The 16562-nt window shown below is 59.8% G+C and carries 23 protein-coding genes; 8 read left to right on the forward strand and 15 right to left on the reverse strand.

Annotation, left to right across the window (positions count from 1 at the left end):
• Nucleotides 1-2: 2 nt before the first annotated feature.
• The 3 genes from AC1D0N_RS30830 to AC1D0N_RS30840 are packed head-to-tail and all read right to left on the reverse strand — an operon-like array spanning nt 3 to nt 1495.
• Nucleotides 3-311 (reverse strand): VirB3 family type IV secretion system protein, encoded by a 309-nt coding sequence (locus AC1D0N_RS30830; protein ID WP_477250290.1) that lies wholly within the window; start codon nt 309-311, stop codon nt 3-5.
• A gap of 5 nt (nt 312-316) precedes the next feature.
• On the reverse strand, nt 317-625 hold the full coding sequence (locus AC1D0N_RS30835; protein ID WP_023819752.1) for a TrbC/VirB2 family type IV secretion system protein: 309 nt from the start codon (nt 623-625) through the stop codon (nt 317-319).
• 12 nt (nt 626-637) lie between these two features.
• A complete protein-coding gene (locus tag AC1D0N_RS30840; protein ID WP_477250292.1) occupies nt 638-1495 on the reverse strand; it encodes a lytic transglycosylase domain-containing protein in 858 nt (285 codons plus the stop codon).
• Nucleotides 1496-1584: 89 nt separating this feature from the next.
• Between AC1D0N_RS30840 and AC1D0N_RS30845 the strand changes: the two genes are divergently transcribed.
• Both AC1D0N_RS30845 and AC1D0N_RS30850 read left to right on the forward strand, forming a co-directional pair.
• Nucleotides 1585-2124, forward strand: a complete 540-nt coding sequence (locus AC1D0N_RS30845) for a hypothetical protein (RefSeq protein WP_477250294.1) — start codon at nt 1585-1587, stop codon at nt 2122-2124.
• Entirely contained in the window at nt 2124-2723 is a 600-nt protein-coding gene (locus tag AC1D0N_RS30850) for a thermonuclease family protein (protein ID WP_258598043.1), read from the forward strand. The genes AC1D0N_RS30845 and AC1D0N_RS30850 overlap by 1 nt, the downstream gene beginning before the upstream one ends.
• Here the strand turns inward: AC1D0N_RS30850 and AC1D0N_RS30855 are convergent.
• From AC1D0N_RS30855 to AC1D0N_RS30875, 5 genes are all read right to left on the reverse strand, one after another.
• Entirely contained in the window at nt 2680-2964 is a 285-nt protein-coding gene (locus AC1D0N_RS30855) for a hypothetical protein (RefSeq protein WP_156394383.1), read from the reverse strand. The two genes, AC1D0N_RS30850 and AC1D0N_RS30855, sit on opposite strands and share 44 nt — an antisense overlap.
• A 148-nt stretch (nt 2965-3112) precedes the next feature.
• Nucleotides 3113-4339, reverse strand: a complete 1227-nt coding sequence (locus tag AC1D0N_RS30860) for a DUF1173 family protein (RefSeq protein ID WP_477250296.1) — start codon at nt 4337-4339, stop codon at nt 3113-3115.
• A gap of 322 nt (nt 4340-4661) precedes the next feature.
• Entirely contained in the window at nt 4662-5042 is a 381-nt protein-coding gene (locus AC1D0N_RS30865) for a hypothetical protein (protein ID WP_477250298.1), read from the reverse strand.
• Nucleotides 5043-5139: 97 nt separating this feature from the next.
• Entirely contained in the window at nt 5140-5892 is a 753-nt protein-coding gene (locus AC1D0N_RS30870; RefSeq protein ID WP_477250300.1) for a DUF7146 domain-containing protein, read from the reverse strand.
• Between the two features lie 630 nt (nt 5893-6522).
• Nucleotides 6523-6864 (reverse strand): hypothetical protein, encoded by a 342-nt coding sequence (locus AC1D0N_RS30875; RefSeq protein WP_477250302.1) that lies wholly within the window; start codon nt 6862-6864, stop codon nt 6523-6525.
• A gap of 89 nt (nt 6865-6953) precedes the next feature.
• On the opposite strand from AC1D0N_RS30875, the gene AC1D0N_RS30880 reads away from it, so the two are divergent.
• The 3 genes from AC1D0N_RS30880 (at nt 6954) to AC1D0N_RS30890 (ending at nt 8428) form a co-directional block, all read left to right on the forward strand.
• Entirely contained in the window at nt 6954-7400 is a 447-nt protein-coding gene (locus AC1D0N_RS30880) for a hypothetical protein (protein WP_477250303.1), read from the forward strand.
• Nucleotides 7401-7497: 97 nt separating this feature from the next.
• On the forward strand, nt 7498-7950 hold the full coding sequence (locus AC1D0N_RS30885; protein WP_258580761.1) for a helix-turn-helix domain-containing protein: 453 nt from the start codon (nt 7498-7500) through the stop codon (nt 7948-7950).
• A gap of 145 nt (nt 7951-8095) precedes the next feature.
• Nucleotides 8096-8428, forward strand: coding sequence for a hypothetical protein (locus tag AC1D0N_RS30890; RefSeq protein WP_258580762.1), 333 nt, complete (start codon nt 8096-8098; stop codon nt 8426-8428).
• Between the two features lie 41 nt (nt 8429-8469).
• Here the strand turns inward: AC1D0N_RS30890 and AC1D0N_RS30895 are convergent, their stop codons facing one another.
• The 3 genes from AC1D0N_RS30895 to AC1D0N_RS30905 are packed head-to-tail and all read right to left on the reverse strand — an operon-like array spanning nt 8470 to nt 10328.
• Entirely contained in the window at nt 8470-9168 is a 699-nt protein-coding gene (locus tag AC1D0N_RS30895; RefSeq protein WP_477250305.1) for a transglycosylase SLT domain-containing protein, read from the reverse strand.
• Between the two features lies 1 nt (nt 9169).
• Nucleotides 9170-9679, reverse strand: coding sequence for a hypothetical protein (locus AC1D0N_RS30900; protein WP_477250306.1), 510 nt, complete (start codon nt 9677-9679; stop codon nt 9170-9172).
• Nucleotides 9680-9737: 58 nt separating this feature from the next.
• On the reverse strand, nt 9738-10328 hold the full coding sequence (locus AC1D0N_RS30905) for a hypothetical protein (protein WP_477250308.1): 591 nt from the start codon (nt 10326-10328) through the stop codon (nt 9738-9740).
• Nucleotides 10329-10395: 67 nt separating this feature from the next.
• Between AC1D0N_RS30905 and AC1D0N_RS30910 the strand changes: the two genes are divergently transcribed.
• Both AC1D0N_RS30910 and AC1D0N_RS30915 read left to right on the forward strand, forming a co-directional pair.
• Nucleotides 10396-11466, forward strand: a complete 1071-nt coding sequence (locus tag AC1D0N_RS30910; RefSeq protein ID WP_477250309.1) for an acyltransferase family protein — start codon at nt 10396-10398, stop codon at nt 11464-11466.
• Nucleotides 11463-11741 carry a hypothetical protein gene (locus AC1D0N_RS30915; RefSeq protein WP_214393386.1) on the forward strand — a complete coding sequence of 93 codons (279 nt, stop codon included), beginning with the start codon at nt 11463-11465 and terminating at the stop codon, nt 11739-11741. Before AC1D0N_RS30910 ends, AC1D0N_RS30915 begins: the two co-directional genes overlap by 4 nt.
• A 475-nt stretch (nt 11742-12216) precedes the next feature.
• On the opposite strand, the gene AC1D0N_RS30920 is transcribed toward AC1D0N_RS30915, so the two are convergent.
• Nucleotides 12217-12555 carry a hypothetical protein gene (locus tag AC1D0N_RS30920; RefSeq protein WP_246592087.1) on the reverse strand — a complete coding sequence of 113 codons (339 nt, stop codon included), beginning with the start codon at nt 12553-12555 and terminating at the stop codon, nt 12217-12219.
• Between the two features lie 136 nt (nt 12556-12691).
• On the reverse strand, nt 12692-13240 hold the full coding sequence (locus AC1D0N_RS30925) for a hypothetical protein (protein ID WP_477250312.1): 549 nt from the start codon (nt 13238-13240) through the stop codon (nt 12692-12694).
• Between the two features lie 724 nt (nt 13241-13964).
• Between AC1D0N_RS30925 and AC1D0N_RS30930 the strand changes: the two genes are divergently transcribed.
• Nucleotides 13965-14702, forward strand: coding sequence for a helix-turn-helix transcriptional regulator (locus tag AC1D0N_RS30930; RefSeq protein WP_477250313.1), 738 nt, complete (start codon nt 13965-13967; stop codon nt 14700-14702).
• 174 nt (nt 14703-14876) lie between these two features.
• On the opposite strand, the gene AC1D0N_RS30935 is transcribed toward AC1D0N_RS30930, so the two are convergent.
• Both AC1D0N_RS30935 and groL read right to left on the reverse strand, forming a co-directional pair.
• The gene (locus AC1D0N_RS30935; protein WP_477250315.1) at nt 14877-15227 is read right to left on the reverse strand and encodes a hypothetical protein; all 351 of its coding nucleotides are present in this window, start codon (nt 15225-15227) and stop codon (nt 14877-14879) included.
• 119 nt (nt 15228-15346) lie between these two features.
• A partial coding sequence (gene groL, locus AC1D0N_RS30940; protein ID WP_477250317.1) for a chaperonin GroEL occupies nt 15347-16562 on the reverse strand: 1216 nt, incomplete at its 5' end.

Raw genomic sequence — 16562 nt, forward strand, 5'->3', positions numbered from 1 at the left:
GGTCACACCCGATAACTGCGCGCACCCCAGAAGCTGGCGCTTCGGGGCGGCGTCTTGCGTGAACGGATGAACATGATCTCGATGAACATGGGATCGCGCAGGATCGCGATCCTGGCAACCGCATAGAGCGGCACGCAGATAGAGAGCATGACCAGATTATGGGTTGCAAGGAACACGACAGCGGTCAGCACGCCGATGAACCCCGCAAGCTCGTAGGGGATACCGAGCACCGTCGGCGCTCGGGTCAAGCCCTTGACCAGCGGAGTGATCAACAATCTGGGCTCGGCAGGATCGAGCCGGCCGTCTGCCATGCCGATCACCTTCCGACCGCGGATTGAAAGAATTCGACGATCTGGGCCGAGCCGAAGACCAGCACGATACCCAAGACCCAGCTGCCGGCCACAAACCATGACAGGCGTGCCGCCCAGGCCATGAAGCCCATGAAAATGCAGAACAGAACCGCCAAAGCCGTCGCGATCGGCCCGGTCAGGGTCTGCACCAACGTCTGCAGCGTGCTTTGCACCGGCTGGAGATTTCCGCCCCCAGCCATCGCCTGCGTTGCCAAGAGCATGAGCGGCATCGCCACACCAGTGCTGCGTGCAGCAAACATCTTCCACAAGGTCATCAAAGCTTCTCCTCAGTCAAAGTTTTGCACCATCCCGCCTTGCCAGACCGGCGCCGTCGCTTCGCGAGACGTCATTGTGCTGCCATTGCGGGAGTTGGTGCGGGATGTCGGATCATTTCGTTGATCCGCTGCGCCGGCCGCAGCCGGTTGAACGCCGGCCAGGTCAAGGCTCACCACCCCGGTGGGCATCACTGCCCCAGACCCGACCGATGGCCATTGGTAGACATCGTTGATGACGTTGGCGACGTAGCCAACCGTCTCGGGGTAGGGCGGCAAGCCCTTATATTTTAGAACCGCGATCTCGCCGGCATTGTAGGCGGCGAGCATGTATATCGGGTTCGGAAATTTGCGATGCAGATCTCGCAGAAAGCCGATCCCGCCTTTCACATTATCCGCGGGATCGCAGATATTGACACCGTAGCTTACCGCCGTGGACGGCAGAAGCTGCATCAGGCCATAGGCCCCTTTGGGCGATAGCGCGCCGGAATTGAAGCGGCTTTCGGCCCGGGCAACCGCGAGGACGAGGGGCGGGGCAAAGCCTTGCTGGCGCGCGACCGCTTCGACGATCCGCTGTCCTTCGTCCTTCGACAGGGCAGCGACGCCGGGGCATGGGTTGTCAGCCAAGGTCGATGTCACCGTAGCGGCCGCGCGGTCAGCACCTCCCGCCGCACCGATCCGCTGCACGTCCTGGCTTTCAACCTGGTAGGCCGGCATCACCCGGCCATTCACGTCGACGGCAGCATTAACGCTGCGCGTGGCAGGTGCCGTAACTCGGTCCTGGAATTTCTGCGAAGCTTCCTGTGCAGACGCCGCTTGGCACGTCACCAGGATCGCACCCGCTGCAAGTACTGTTTTACGGGATCGAATCATTAAAATAATCCTGCGCCGTTGCCGATTCTGAAATGCTGAATTAATACAATGAATCGATGAACTGCAATCGCGAAAATGAGGCAGACACAATGAAAATGAGCAAGGTTCTTCCCGTTGTGGCGTTTTTGCCGACCTTGGCGGCTCTGTCCCCGGCGCCGGCCCATGCTGATGATTTTGGCTGCAAGGTCTTGCTGTGCATCCTCAACCCGCAGGGTTGGGCGAGCGTCGGGGAATGTGTGCCTCCGGTCGAGCGCGCTTTCCGTATGGTCGCGCATGGGGAGCCCTGGCCCCAGTGCCCCGAGGCCGGCAGTTCCGGTCGCATCGGATATGAGAAATTCAAACCCTGCCCAGACGGCACGATCGCCCTCTCGCCCGAGACGGAATCGAGCGGGAGCGACAACAGCTCTCGCTCACAAACTGTCTACAAGCCCGACAATAACGGCGCTTTCTGTGCTGCGCGGAATGCAACGAATGCCTCTTGGGACACGAACCCGAGAGGTTCGGGTTACGGTGCGCCTCCAACATCGGCCGTGACGCGGCGCGAGCAGAGGACGGAGCCAAACTATCTCGATCTCACAACGACCGACGGCAAACAACGGTTCTGGTTCAATCTGAGCAGGTATCAATAATGAAACCTGGCTTCGCCGCCGCCGGAATTCTCGCGGCCGTCCTCGCCAGTGTTCCGGCACTGGCCGAGGACAAATCCAATCCCTGGTTTCCGATCCCCGCCACGGCATCGTTCAGCACCGGCGACACCTGGACCTATGCTGGTGAGACCCACCGTCTCTACGGCGTTCAAGCCTGCCTGCGACGCACATATTTCACAAATGGCGCAGGGGGGCATGTCGATTGCGGGGAGGCAAGCCTGGCAATGCTCGTCTCTCTCATCCGGGATCTCAAACCTCAATGCTACACGGCCGCTTGGCAGGCCGCGACCAAGACGCGCTTCGTCGTTTGCGTCGCGCAGCCTACTTCAGGATCCGCGGCCGGTTCTCGCATCGATCTCGGCACGGCGCTGATCTCGACCGGCTGGGCGTTCGCGGCCGTCACTCCGAACGGCGCTCCGGTCCATGCTCCCTATATCGTCGCGCAGGAGGTCGCTAAAAAGCAGCACCTTGGCCTGTGGCAGTTTGCCGACGTGCCCGATCCGAATGCCATCATCCTCCGCGATATCCGAAACGCATCTAACCAGGCTGGTCAGTCTTCGAATCCGCCTGCAAATCGATAACCGGTCCCCGGCGCGTTGGATCATACTGTACATTCTGCTGAGGCCATCGCCGGACCACGAACGCGACGGCAAGCGCAATCGCCGAAATCAATCCGAGAACAATAGCCGCGATCAGCCCCGGCTCTCGCCAAAACGATAGACTGTCCCACTGGTTCAAAAGCCGGGCGCCGGACAGCACCAAAATGAGGACTGTTGCGATGACAATGCCCGTTCCCGGATCCATGTCGAATTTCTTCAGCATCGCTTTCTCCTTTTCGCACCCCCTGGTCACGGCCCCGATCAACGGTCGCTTTTAGCGTAAACACCGGCGCCAGGCGGAAGCCCCTAGGCTCAGCCTGCCCTCTGGGTGCGCCAGCCGTCGCCCGCGCTTCGGCTTTTCAGTTGTTCGGTCAATATTCCAAAGCCTGCCTGCCGGGCGGAGCCGAAAGCCGCTGCTGTTTGCCCGGTAGCGCCGGTCGGGGGCCGCTTGCGTCCCAGCGCCAGGTCTCGAGCTCGCAGCTTGAAATCAAATGGTCGAATTCCGCCCGTACCGCCTCCTTGGCATCGTGCGGTACGACAAAAAGCGCGGTTCCCTGTTGGTCAACGTCGGTCAGAAGACCGAACGCCATCGGCACCGCCGGCAGCACGTTGTAGCGCAACGTTTTCACAAACCGCCGATGCTCCCCGGTCAGGACCTCGATCAATTCCTTTTCGTCGTTGTGCTGAAACGGAATCCAATTTTCCGTCACGTTCATAAGGCCGATTTCGTCGATCGACAGAATGCCGGACGGCATCTGCATGACCGTTGCGATGGTGATCAGGTGCGAATTTTCGTGCAGTCGCCACAGGTCTAATTCAGCTGCAAAGCGCTTCGGCACTGCATTGAACATTTTCTCATCCAGGAAAAGCGGCGCGTCGGGCATATGCTTGATCGACAGCTTGCCACCAAACCGGGCGGGATCCAGCGATTTCACAATTCCGATCACGATCTTCTTGTGCTTCGCCTTAGCTGCCGCCGCGAAAGCCCGCTCCCGATCCGCTGCCAGGCGATCCTTGTGTTCAGGCGAGTACATTGCCGGCATAAACAGCAGCTCGCGCAACTGGAACTTCTGGCTCGACTTTGCATCGGCCGCGCCCCAAAGAAATTTCCGGACCAACCCCCAATTTCTTTTTCCCACAAAGCCGGGCGCCATTAATGTCAGTTCCGCCTCTTCCCAGAGATAGTCGAGCAAGCCTCGCAGCGTGAGCTTCTTCGGATCGGCTTTGACGGTGTGGTGCGAAGTCCCCTCGCCGGATAACCCCTGCCGCGCTTTGCCTTGTGTCAGTGCAAAGGCCAGCTTCAGCCGCGCGGCCTCCGATGCATGATCCTCAATGATCGCTTGACCCAGGACCTCCGCCTTTCCCGACAGGGCAAGGGGCAGTTCATAGCGATCACAGTCTACCGCATGGTCCTTGCCGGTGTTCGGCATGCGCTTGACGATCAATTCCTCGCCGACAGCGGCAATGTACATCGGCACACCGGGATGCCGACACAAACACAAGACGCGGGCCTGCTGGTCCCGCGCCTGACGCAAGAGCGTCTGAATTTCCGGGTGCTGGGGGCCAACCGTGCGACCCATAATAGCAAAGTCACTCATAAGGTGCCATCCGACTTTAGATCGTTCGCCTTATGATTAAATCATTGAACCGATGTTTCGTTCAACCCATTGGGCTCAACGATGCTTCCCATGGATTGACAGTGGTTAACCCAGCAGACTCGAATGGGCTCATGTTTCAGGTGGGCGACCTAGAGCCGCAAGCAGCGGCTGTGGCGGCGATGTAGCCCTCGGCCTTGCCGCGGCGTGCTCCGACTGGGATGGTGAGGCACGATGACAATCCGACCCTCGGCATAGACTGTTTCATCGATGTCGTGCATGAAGAGCACGCGGTCAATGTCCTCGCGCCGGATGATCCCCGAAGCTACGCCACTATGGTGACCTTCTCCGAGGCCGGAACCGCGCGCTTGCGAGGTTCTGTAATGTGGCGCACAAATTTTTGCCGTTTTATATGTTCTTTGGAATCCCATTCGTCGCCAACGCGTTGAAATAAGATCAAACAGGTAAAATCGTTCGATGGTTTCCTCCCATTTCCACCGGACGGTGTTCCTCCCTGAAGGCTTTTAACCTTCTTTGGCCGGGCCGTATCCGAGCCCGGCCATTCTTTCTTCCGGGCTTCCTTGTTCAGCGCTGGCGGAAACGCGTTTTTCCTGGTGTCAGTGGTCGACAGTATCCTCTGACGGAAGACTTCGACGCCGGTCTTCTGAACCCAAGGCATGGGTGTCGAGTAGAGATAGGCGCGCACCTGGTGACGGTTCTAGATGCTCGAAGGCTCCCTTCGCCAGAACAAGTGGTGCCAAATTTGTGATCAAAGTTGATGGCAAGCTGGCCCGCCGAGAGGTTCAGGTGTCTGCGCCGAGTGTTTCGCGCAGCAGAAGATCCAAGGGTAGGGTCTCGGGAGTCGGATCGTCCTCCCACAGCTTCGCGAAATCCCGGTCGTCGGGCGGTCTGCGAATGAGGACCTGGCGCTCAGGGTTGGCTTCGCGAACGCGTTCGGCCGCGCTGAGGCCGGGCTTGTCCGGATCGGCGAAAACGACGATCCGCTGTACGCATTCGGGCAGCTGAAGAAATGGCAAACGTGGTGCTCCCAGTGAGCACCAGACGGGCAGGCCGTATCGCAGCATTACGGCATGGCCGGTCTCATAGCCTTCGGCAATACCAAGGACGTCGGCCGCTGGGGCGAGCCGCAAGGCAAAGCCCCGGCTCGGGCCGATGATGCGGCGCGGCTCGTCCAGCGCCGCCTTTTCTGGCCGTGTCGGGTGCAAGAGGGTGAGCTGCACCGAACAGATCGAACGGTCTGGGGCCTGCAGAGCAGCCACCAGCGCGGGAAAGCGGTTCTTTCCCAACCGATAATCCGGCAGATAGCGCAACGTTGGCAACGTCGCCGGCAGACGGCGAGAGGCAACATAAGCTTCGCCGTGCGTCCCGGCGAGCGCAATCGCTCTCGACCAGAGCGCGCGCGCGTCCGCTGCCGTGGTTTTGGGCGCCGCCGGACGAACACGACGCAGAGGCTCGGCCGCGCGCTTCGACAAATCCAGGTCCGCAATGGCGGTCTCGATGTCGACGGGATCGCAGCCTGCAAAGCAGTAGAGCATAAGACGATAATCCCCGTCACGAACAGAGAGGGAGGGATGGCGGTCGCCTTTCCCTTGCCCGTGACTTGGTACGGGGCAACGGCACAAGTAGCTCCCGCGCGCCGGGAACCCTCCTAAAGCGTGATATACCTGCGCAGCGCTTGGCCACGACACCTTTGTCATGGGCCTGATAATGCCGCCAAGCCGCTATCGAATCAATAGAATGTTTTAATAGCGCGTTGAACATTACCGGCGAAATAGCCGGGGCGTTTCAAGGGCCAGGACTTAGCCGTCGTGACGGCAGGATCGGCTCGGCCAGGTAGCCCAAGCCTGGATCGCTGAAAGCGCGATTCGTAAACACTCGAGATTAGCGGCCAGGAGCCGTTGCATGAGGTAATTAGGAGAACCATTTGCGCGCGAACCGCAGCTGGTGGTGTCTGCGCAGGAACGCCTTATGACTGCGCGCGGGCGCGCAACCCGACCTTCAGACGATCGGCACATTGGAGGCGTTCCTGGGCGTCTCGGTCTGGGCCTTTTGGGAATTCGGGACGCTGCCTTGCGCAAGCCTCATCATTTGGGGCTACCGTATCAGGAGATCGCAGACCTGACGGAAGTGTGCGTGATTGAGCAGATCCTGGCACGGAGAGCCTGTTAGAGTTTGAAGCGGCCAAGGCGCTGATCGTTGACGCGGTACTGCCAGGCCAGTTTCGAATCCTTGGGGTTGACGCCCGACGTTGACCAGGCGGAGCGCTCAACCTTTGCAGCGTCATGCAAAGGAAGATCGTCATCACAGCGCGACGGTTGTAACGACGACCGAAGACGATAACGTTCGATACTGCGGGTTAGAAACTCGATGACACAGACGGCGGCGAGGGACAGGATCAAGAAAGCAGTGGAAAAGCTGAGCATGCGAAGGCTGGCTTCCTGATCGGGCAGGGCGAAGAAAGCGAGCACGCCGCCGGCGAAAATTGCGAACGCGAACCTCATGAACATGACAGAGAGCCTCCTATTTCGATGTTGATCATTATAATATCACAGATTGATCGTCATTATAATGATCATTGGAGATAGGATGGCCCCTCATGGATCAAGCGTTTTTCGACCGCTGGGGGCATGGTGCCGTTTTTGGCGGTATCGGCTTCAGAGTATTACCCGGCGCCGTTTCCATCTCGAACAGGGATAGAGATTGGTTCCGGGGCCAAGCCCTTGGCTTGAGTGTAATCGCCAGAACCACCGGCGTCGAGGTCTCGCTTCTGGCCGACCTGAACCAGGTCATTCGAAGTGGTATCGGGCAACGATTGCAGGGCCTGCCTGCCGCAAGGGCAGAGATCAGGGTTGTCCCTCCGGATGAGGTGGCACACGAGAAATGCATTGGACCCAGGACGTCCAAACCGGATTCATTTAATTATTCATTTTCAACAGGGCATGCAGATCGTCAAATGCTATCGCGCATCTGGAACGATTTGACGGGTCAAAAGCTGTACGCCGTCACTTTGCGGGAGTATGGGGAGGATGCCGAGACACTTTAATAGGACAATGAGTTATCGTTTCGGCTACAAGCCCTGAGCACTAGACATTCTGCAAAAAATGGCCGTCATATTCCGACCGATAAGCAGGGGGGCAGCTGTGCCGATATTTAAAAACAAGACAGAAGACAGCGATGGTTGGCTTTCGATCCTACTCGCGCTGCGACTTCGCCAAATCGAGAACGAGTACCCGGACTATGCGAGTTTTGCCGACGCTACGGGCCTATCGCGCGGCACGCTCTACCAGTTGCGGACGGGGAAGGGGAACCCGACATTCGTCACCCTGGAGCGGCTGGCACGGCACCTGAAGGTTCCGGTGTGGGCGCTCATTGGTCGGACTGGTGACGACGACAGCGTCAAGCGGGACATCGAGACGTTCGGCTTCAACTTCAACGAGATTGCGCGGCATATCGAGGCCACGCGTGCTGTGAAGCGCTCGATGACGGAGTTCAGTGGTGTACCTTCTTTGAAAGAGGCAGCCAGCCCCGCTGGGGCAACCTCCGAGAAGAAGCGGCTGCCTCCGGCCAAAAAGGGACGCAGGACAAGCCAGTAGCACACAAGAAAAGTAGAAGCTGCTAAACTACCAGTGTAGAATCATTTGCTACGATAGGTAGAAAATATATTTTATATTTCTTTGACTCGCATCAGAAAATCCGCCAGCGTCGATGCAATAGCATCATTTTTCTGAAGGGTTCACGATGCAGGCGAATATCTGGCAAGTCGCAGGAGACGACGCGCTCTATAGGGAAGCGGCGGCGTTCGTCGATTGCCACCCGAAACCATGGGTGGAAGAGGTTTCGGAATTTCTGCGGAAGAAAGGCAAGCCCGAGACGATCACGTTGGTGATCGGACAGTTCATCGTGGCGGCTCTGTTCGAAGGACGATACGCGGATCTGCTGTACTGGTCGCTGGTTGCGGCCGAAGTGAACTGCGTTGTGATGGAGCAATGGCCTGATGATGTGCGCCAGGAGCTGGCGAGCCATCTGAAACGGGGATTTGGAAAGCTCTCGTCGCGAAATCTCTCCCATTGAAGGCGGCGGCCGACGGCATGGCCCTCAACGGGAAGGCGGGGTCACACCTGACCAAGCGCAACGTTGATGTCGCTGCCGGCGGGACCGGGAGCGGATGAAGCGAGTTTTGTGTCACCACCATTGGGCGTTGGAAAGTCGCCTGGTCCCATTTGGCAGACCGCTTGCGCGCCGCATCCCTGAGGAATGGATTGGCCGGCCGAATTGAGGGCGGCATAGCGGCGGTTTACGTCGTTCGTCCAGTTACGGCGCTGGCTTTCAGTGCTGCCGTTGTAACGATCGGCGAGGCAGCGAATACTTGACGTGCCGCCGCACGATTTGACGGCATCGCGAAGCGTCATTACGCCGCCTTCAATGTTTTCGGACAAGATGCCCCGATCCATTCCGTAGGCCCGGCCGGTCGCCCCCGTAAGCTGCATCGGTCCAAGAACGCCACTGAAGGAGCCGGCACATGCCGACATCGCGCCTTCGTGAGCGGATACGGCAAGAGCGAGGTTGGGATCAACGCCATACTTGTTGGCGGCGTCTACAATCATATTGGCGATGTTCGGGCTGCGCTCCATCATCTCTTGCGTGGACGGATAGCTCGGCAGACCGGCTCCGTTCGTACAAAGGGAACGCAAGGTTGTTTTGTCATTGAGGTTGCAAGAATTTGCATCCTGGTCAAAGGAATTCGCTTGCGCAACAGGCGCTTGTCCAACGACCAGGAGCGCGGAGAGGAGTATTGGGAAGGGACGCAGCATCTTACTTCCCCGGGCAGAAATTATAGATGGCGCCATTGATGGAGAGCGCGCCGCTGGATGGGCGCGTAATCTTCATCGGCGTGATGACCGAGGAGCTGCTGCCACGCTCTGTACATGAGGCTTGGAACGCATCGTCTGCATGACGGGTGCCTGCTATCTTGCAGGTGCTTGCGCCGACGGTGATTGCGTCGCCGTCGAACTCGGCAAGTTCGAGAGCGCCGACGCCTTGGTCGAGATCGGCACATGTGTGCGTGGACGCTACATATGATCCCTGCGGAGCCTTGAGCGGATCAAGTGCTTGCGCGATTGCCGGCGAGATCAAGACGGCTAGAGTCGCGAAGATTGTCCGGCTGGCCGTGGCAGATCTCCGGAACATCATCCCGCCGTGGCCGCCGGCAGGAGCCGCGGTCAAGGCCGCGCATCGCGCGCCGTCAGGGAAGCATTGATCCGTTGGCGATGRCCGGTGGCAGGCTGGTGTCCTGAATAACGTCAGCTTCTCCATGTCGATCATGATTGCGCTCCTTGGAGATATCGAGGTTGCCGAAACACAACGGCGTGGGCTGCTTCCTCTAGGGTTGCGGGACAGGGACCCGGAATTGGCATTCCTGGGCGATTTCACCTTGGAATACGATGCCGGCGCGAATGCTTTTGGCCTGAACATCATATGCACCCATCGCACCATTCCGAGCGAGGTCGGGGCGGACGTTGTTCGGTTGCGCGCCATATTCGATGAAACAGCCGGAGCCGGCGTCAGCGACCGTGGATCGGCCATTCTGATAGATCGCCAAGCGCATGGGGCATCGCTTCAGTGTGGCATTGCCGACAGGATCGGTGCGGATCGGCGAGCAGCCGGTGAGCGTGTGCAGGACCGAGAGGACGACGGTTTTGGTCGGGCTGCGAACGACGATGTGACTCTCGGAAGCCGGCGCGTTGGCGACCGCAAAGCGCGTATCGCCCTTGGCGACGTAGGCGTCGTTGTTCTTCTTCAGTCGGTCGGCCCATAGGGAGGCGTAAGGCACAGCTTCCGAGTTCGGGAGCTCGAGATCGGCGTAGGCGACGGCCCGCCAGGCGTTCGGATCATGCGTGAGCGACTGAGCCGAAGCGTGAGGCGACAATGTAAGGGCAGCCGCGACTGCGACAAATGTCAGGCGTTCGTGCATTCCTTGCCTCGCTGTTATGCCCTATGATTAAATCAATGTCTTAGTGATTGTCGAGCGTGATATTTGAATGGAACAAGAAGCTCGCTTATCGGGGCTGGATGAATTGCGAGGCCTGGCGATCGGGCTGGCGGTGCTGTCGCATGTCGGGCCGGTCTTCGGAGAAGGCGGGACGGCCGCCGCTCTGCTGTTTGCGCCGGCGTGGAGCGTCGGGGTTGACCTGTTCTTTGTGATTTCCGGCCTAGTGGTGGAACGCTCATTGCGAAGCCTGCGCCTCGAGCGCGGTGCGCTCGAGGCGGCCTCCGCCTTCTATGTCAGGCGTGCCATGCGGATCGTGCCGCTGGCCTGGTGCGTCGGAGCCATCCTCTCGATTGGGTTGATCGTCCCGGGAAGCGGCGTTGAGCCTGCAGACGCGAAGGCGGCATTCGCCTTCATCTCAAATGCGCATTGGGCGCCCTGTTTCGGGGGCGCCGCAGGATGCGGGAACGCCTTTGCGTTCGCGCCATTCTGGTCGGTCGCCGCCGAAATGCAATTCTATCTGCTGGCTCCGCTCCTGGTGTTCCTGCTACCCCGGCGTGYGCTTGTCGCGCTGGCCGGGCTCGTCCTCGTGGTCGGGGTGTTCACGCTGCGGCCATGGGGCGGGACGCTTTGGACGTTTCGTATCGATGCAGTCGCGGTCGGGCTGGCGATCGGCGCAATCATGGGGACGAGCGCATGGCCGCGTCTGACGGAACACCTGCGGGCGATCGGCAACATGGAAGCGGCGTTCTGGATGACGGTCGGGGCCTTCATGCTGGCGATCTTACCGCCGGCGACACATGGCGTGGCGACTGCCGCACTGGCGCTGATGTGCGGGTGGCTCGTGACAAGGGCGACCTTGCGGAATGGTTCTGTGAACTGGCCGGGGCGGATGCTGCGCCGCTTGGGAGGCATCTCCTATGCCCTCTATCTGATCCATCTGCCGGTGCTGGCGCTGTTCAACTGGTCGCTTGGCCAATTCCTGGACGCTCCGGCGACGGCAACGCTCTCGATCGCGGTCGCGATCGGGCTGTCTCATGTGCTGACGGTGGCAATCGGAGATCCGCTCCGCCAGCTCGGCCGCCAATGGTCAAATCGAACAGTCCGGGAGGTGTCGCCGTGACGGAAGAAAATCGTCAGTGGTCGCTTGGTGGTGAAGATGTCGATCAAATTCCGCGAGGAGCGAGGGCGCTGGCGGAGCAGCTATTGACAGAGACCGACGGCGATGCCGTGGCAGCGCTCGTCGCGGCATGCTGCGTCATTGGAGCCATGCGCTCGGCCGTATCGAGGGGTATGGTCCGCAACGGATCGCCGTCAGGGGTCGATATCGCGCAAGTGCTGGACGTGTTCGTGCGAAGCGAGCTCCCAGCAGAAGAGCAGAACCTGACCGGTAGATGACTTACCCCGGAATGCTGGATGCACGATATCCGCAGTTTGATCTTCGTGGGCGACCGTCAGCAATGCCATGCACTGACACTGATTTCGCCAGGAAAGAGATTAAACTAAAGCCTTGCGAAACGCTTTGGCCGAACGACAGGATCGGTCTCGCATAGGGAAGCATGATTTTTCGGCCGGAGGTGAGCGATGCGGCCTCCATGCGTGAAGGTCGCCATGACTGCTGGCGCGACCACACGCAATACGCTCGAAGTCGCCGAAGACGGTCGTCGCAATCTTCGAACTGGGATCTGCACGAAGCGACGCGGTGGTGAATTGGCACGCTGCGTGAGGACACATCCGGAGCGTCGTAAAAGCCGCTCGCAGCGTATCTCTCATACGCCCGCGGACAATCTTGCCGACGCCGGCGCCGTTGGTTTGGCCGTCGGCTTCTGTGCGCATCTGGCCAGCCGACACGCGGCAGTGTGACGGCCGCCGCTTAGTAGCGGTCGCCGAACCATCCCTTGCTCTTGGGCGGCGAGGGTTCCTGGTAAGCCCACGGGACAGACTTGTAGGACGGCCTCGGGTCTTGGACGCGCCAAGCCTTCTGCCAGTAGTAGAAATTGAGGGGTACTCGGGCGAGCACGCGACCATCGGCAGACAGGAGGTCGGAAGCGCAGGCGACGACGGGGCCGTCGTAAAATTGCACGCGGCCAGTATAGCCGTTGAGCGCTCCGGGCCGGCAGGCAAAGACGCGAACGCCTGCAGCGATCGTGTCCGGGGCTTCCGCGGGGACGGAGATCGTCTTGACGCCTTCCTTGGTGATGAGCGTGCGCACAGGCACGGAGCTCCAATGCGAGCGGCGCAAGGCGTTATTCGCCTGAGCTTCGGTTGGGTAGCCGGCTCGCCGGGTAATGACCGGCGGGAAGCGCCCCCAGTCTGGCGCATATTCTTGCCGGCTGCGACTGACCCGATCAGGCTTCCAATAGGAGTCCGTAGCCGAAACGGGGCCGGCCGAATGTGAAGCATCCGGCACTCGCTCGGCGCAACCGGCGAGCAAGGCCGCGGATGCGACGAGGTGGAGGATGTGACGAAAAGAACGCATATCGTGCTCGGGGGTCATGGGTTGCAGGTGAGAATTTCCGGTGAAGCCAAGGCATCTGGAAGGTGCTGGCCCAAATGCCGCGATGGGTTTTGCGAGACTGACGCTCGATCTGGGCGTAGAGGGGGATGCGACGATCGAGATCATCGGGGAGGGTGACGGCTACGCCTGCTTTCAGCCTTTCGCCGGCGACGTCGGCCATTTCGCTGGTTGCACAACGCGCGACGATGACAGCTGCGTCTTTCCGGACCGGCAAGCAGACAAGCCATTTTTTCAAGGTGGCGGTTACGAGCCATGCCATGGCGACAACGCCACAAGGCAACGCCTGCTTTCCCAGCGTCGCGGTCTGGCCCAGGTCGCAGCCGTCGACGCCGCGATAGGTGCACGAAGCAAAAGTTGATTGCTGGTTCCCATGGATCACTCCTCTTCAGATTCATTGAGTCAGTAAACTATCTTGCAAATCGCTGCGCAAGTGTCTCTGACTCATATCCCGCGAGGGGAGGACGGTGCTCGTATCCGGATCCGCGCCCGATGGGCCGGGTAGGGCCTCGGTGTCGAGTTGACGCGGGGCCATCAGGCAATCGATACTCTGAATGCGCGCTATGCTGCGGCGGTCGCAGCGGCATCCGCTGGACGAACTCAGCGGCTTCGTGGGCGGCCTTGCCTGATATTGCTGCGAGCCTTTCGAAGCCGCTGTTCGAGCGCTAAATAGCGAGCCGTAATCGAGTTCAGCTTTGTAAAAAACTGCCTGCTCTGCGCAGGGTTGCCCGGCGCAGGCGGGGGGAAGAAAGCAAAAAGAGCTTCCCGATCAGCGTCTAATTGTTTTAGCTCCGAGCAGAGACGGCAAATTTCGTGGTCGTCCGTTGCGGAACGCTGATGTGATGCACGGCGGTTGCCACGTGTGGAGTTAGTCTGCCGAGCCACATCGTTTGACGAAAGTAAAATCGTATCCAAGGCGTTTCCTCCACGCCGGGTTGTGGTCATCCAATCTGGAATAATGCGGGTTGCAACCTATGTATACTGGCGGTTTTGCCTGTCACTTTTGACAGGTCGTGAGACGCTGGAATCCAGCGAGGAGCAACCTAGTTCGATAGCCGCGCGAATGGCCTGGAGAGGCGCGTCGATAGCAAGGAGGTAAGCTGGATATGGCGAAATTTGACTCAAATTTTCACGACATGACGGCGGGTATTCGAGCAGTTGCCGCTCCTGCGGACGCAGCGGACCTTCTGAACACAATTGTCGAGAGTTACGGCCTTGAGACGGCGGCCTTTCTTACCGTCAGGCCGGTTTACGAGGAACCGAGTAAGCCGTTCTATGTGACCACCTATTCGCCTGAGTGGGTGAAACGCTACATCGAGAAGGATTTTTTCGACATCGATCCCGTGCTTCGCTACGGGCTGCGTGCTGTGACATTGGTTGATTGGAAGGAGATCGACCTATCGGACAAGGCCGTGCGCACGTTCTTTGGTGAAGCGAGGGAACATGGTGTCGGGAAGCATGGCGTCACGTTCCCGGTTAGGGGTGTCGACGGCGACCGCGGCATTCTGAGCGTGACGAGCAACGAAAACGCAGCGGCGTGGCAGGCGTTCCTCAAATCCGAGGTTCGCGACCTCCAGCATCTCGCCGGCGAATTTCACAATGCTATCGGTCGAATCCAAGGAAGGCCACGCCATCAGACGGTCTGCTCCGATAGAGAGATCGAGTGCCTGAAATGGTACGCGAGGGGAGAGAAGGTCAAACGGACCGCAGAGATACTGTCGCTATCCCCTCGCACGGTCCGATTTCATCTTGATCTGGCACGGGCCAAGCTTGGTGCCAAAAGCTTGGCCCATGCGGTTGCGATCGCGGCAGAGCGCGGCCTTTTCTTTCARAGACTGTTCTGATCGGTAGCCAAGCGCTTCGCGGGAAGCCGCCGGCAAAACTCGTTCCGTTTCGTGAAGCTGGGAATGCTAGAACGACTGGATCATGGGGAAAGAAGGGGGGCGTCGCTCTGGACAATCTGATCCGGAAAGGCGCCGCGACGCTCTGAGGGTAGAATGCTGGCCAAACCAAGTGCCTTATTCGCAAACCATACGGTACCGCTTGCCGGGCTCGCTGACGTTCTTGCAGACAAGCACCTTGTGCGGCTCGGAAGAGGAGAGCGGCGGACTTGCGGCCCGCCAAACGACTCTCTTTGATGTCTTTTGACTTGCCGAACGGCGCGGTTCGAGTCTCTCCGGCTCCTGTGGCGCAACCGGAAACACGCTGACTTCGATCCGCGGCTGCTGCAGGCGTGGCGGCTCTTTGTCAAAGAATCGCCTGGCATCAAGCGATCTCGGAATAATCACCGTACCATCATCGCTGTGCGCGCAGCCGCTGCCCAACAGTAAGGCCAGCCCCAGGAAAAAAGGCAGAATCCGTTCAAACATAAGCATACCCTTGGCGGGCGTATACCCCGGCTTGCGGGTCGCCGACAACCGGCGCAAGGGCACGAAGAAAGGGCGGCATTGCTTGCCGCCCTTTCGAAAGTGTCGAGATGCGTGGACCTTTAAAAGCCCATACCACCCATGCCGCCCATGCCGCCGCCGCCCATGCCGCCAGGCATGCCGCCTCCAGCCGACTCCTTCTTGGGAGCCTCCGCGATCATGGCTTCGGTGGTGACGAGCAGGCCGGCGACCGAAGCCGCGTCCTGGAGAGCCGTGCGAACAACCTTGACCGGGTCGACGATGCCCATGGCGATCATGTCGCCATACTCGCCGGTCTGGGCGTTGTAGCCGTAGGTCGCGCCCTTGTTCTCAAGGATCTTGCCGGCAACGATCGAAGCTTCCGCACCGGCGTTGGCCGCGATCTGGCGGGCCGGAGCCTGCAGCGCACGACGAACGATGTTGATGCCTGCAGTCTGGTCGGCATTGACGCCGGTGACCTTGATGTTGGCCGAAGCGCGCAGCAGGGCAACGCCACCACCAGCAACGATGCCTTCTTCCACGGCCGCGCGGGTCGCGTTCAGGGCGTCATCAACGCGATCCTTCTTTTCCTTGACTTCGACTTCCGTCGCACCGCCGACGCGGATCACGGCAACGCCGCCGGCGAGCTTCGCCAGACGTTCCTGCAGCTTCTCCTTGTCGTAGTCCGACGTGGTCTCTTCGATCTGCTGCTTGATCTGGGCAACGCGGCCCTGGATCTCGGCCTTCTTGCCGGCGCCGTCGACGATGGTGGTGTTCTCCTTGGAGATCGACACCTTCTTGGCGCGGCCGAGCATGTTGAGGCCGACATTCTCGAGCTTGATGCCGAGGTCTTCCGAGATGACCTGGCCACCGGTGAGGATGGCGATGTCTTCCAGCATGGCCTTGCGGCGATCACCGAAGCCCGGCGCCTTGACGGCGGCGATCTTCAGGCCACCGCGCAGCTTGTTGACGACGAGCGTGGCCAGAGCCTCGCCTTCGACGTCTTCCGAGATGATGACCAGCGGCTTTGAGGTCTGCACGACGGCTTCGAGAACCGGCAGCATGGCCTGGAGGTTGGAGAGCTTCTTCTCGTGCAGGAGGATGTAGACGTCCTCGAGCTCGGCAACCATCTTGTCGGCGTTGGTGACGAAGTAGGGCGACAGGTAGCCGCGGTCGAACTGCATGCCTTCGACGACTTCGAGTTCGGTCTCGGCGGTCTTGGCTTCCTCGACCGTGATGACGCCTTCATTGCCGACCTTCTGCATCGCTTCCGCGATCATCGAGCCAACCGAAGCATCGCCATTGCCGGCGATGGTGCCG

The sequence above is a fragment of the Mesorhizobium sp. P2_E10 genome, from assembly GCF_056404235.1.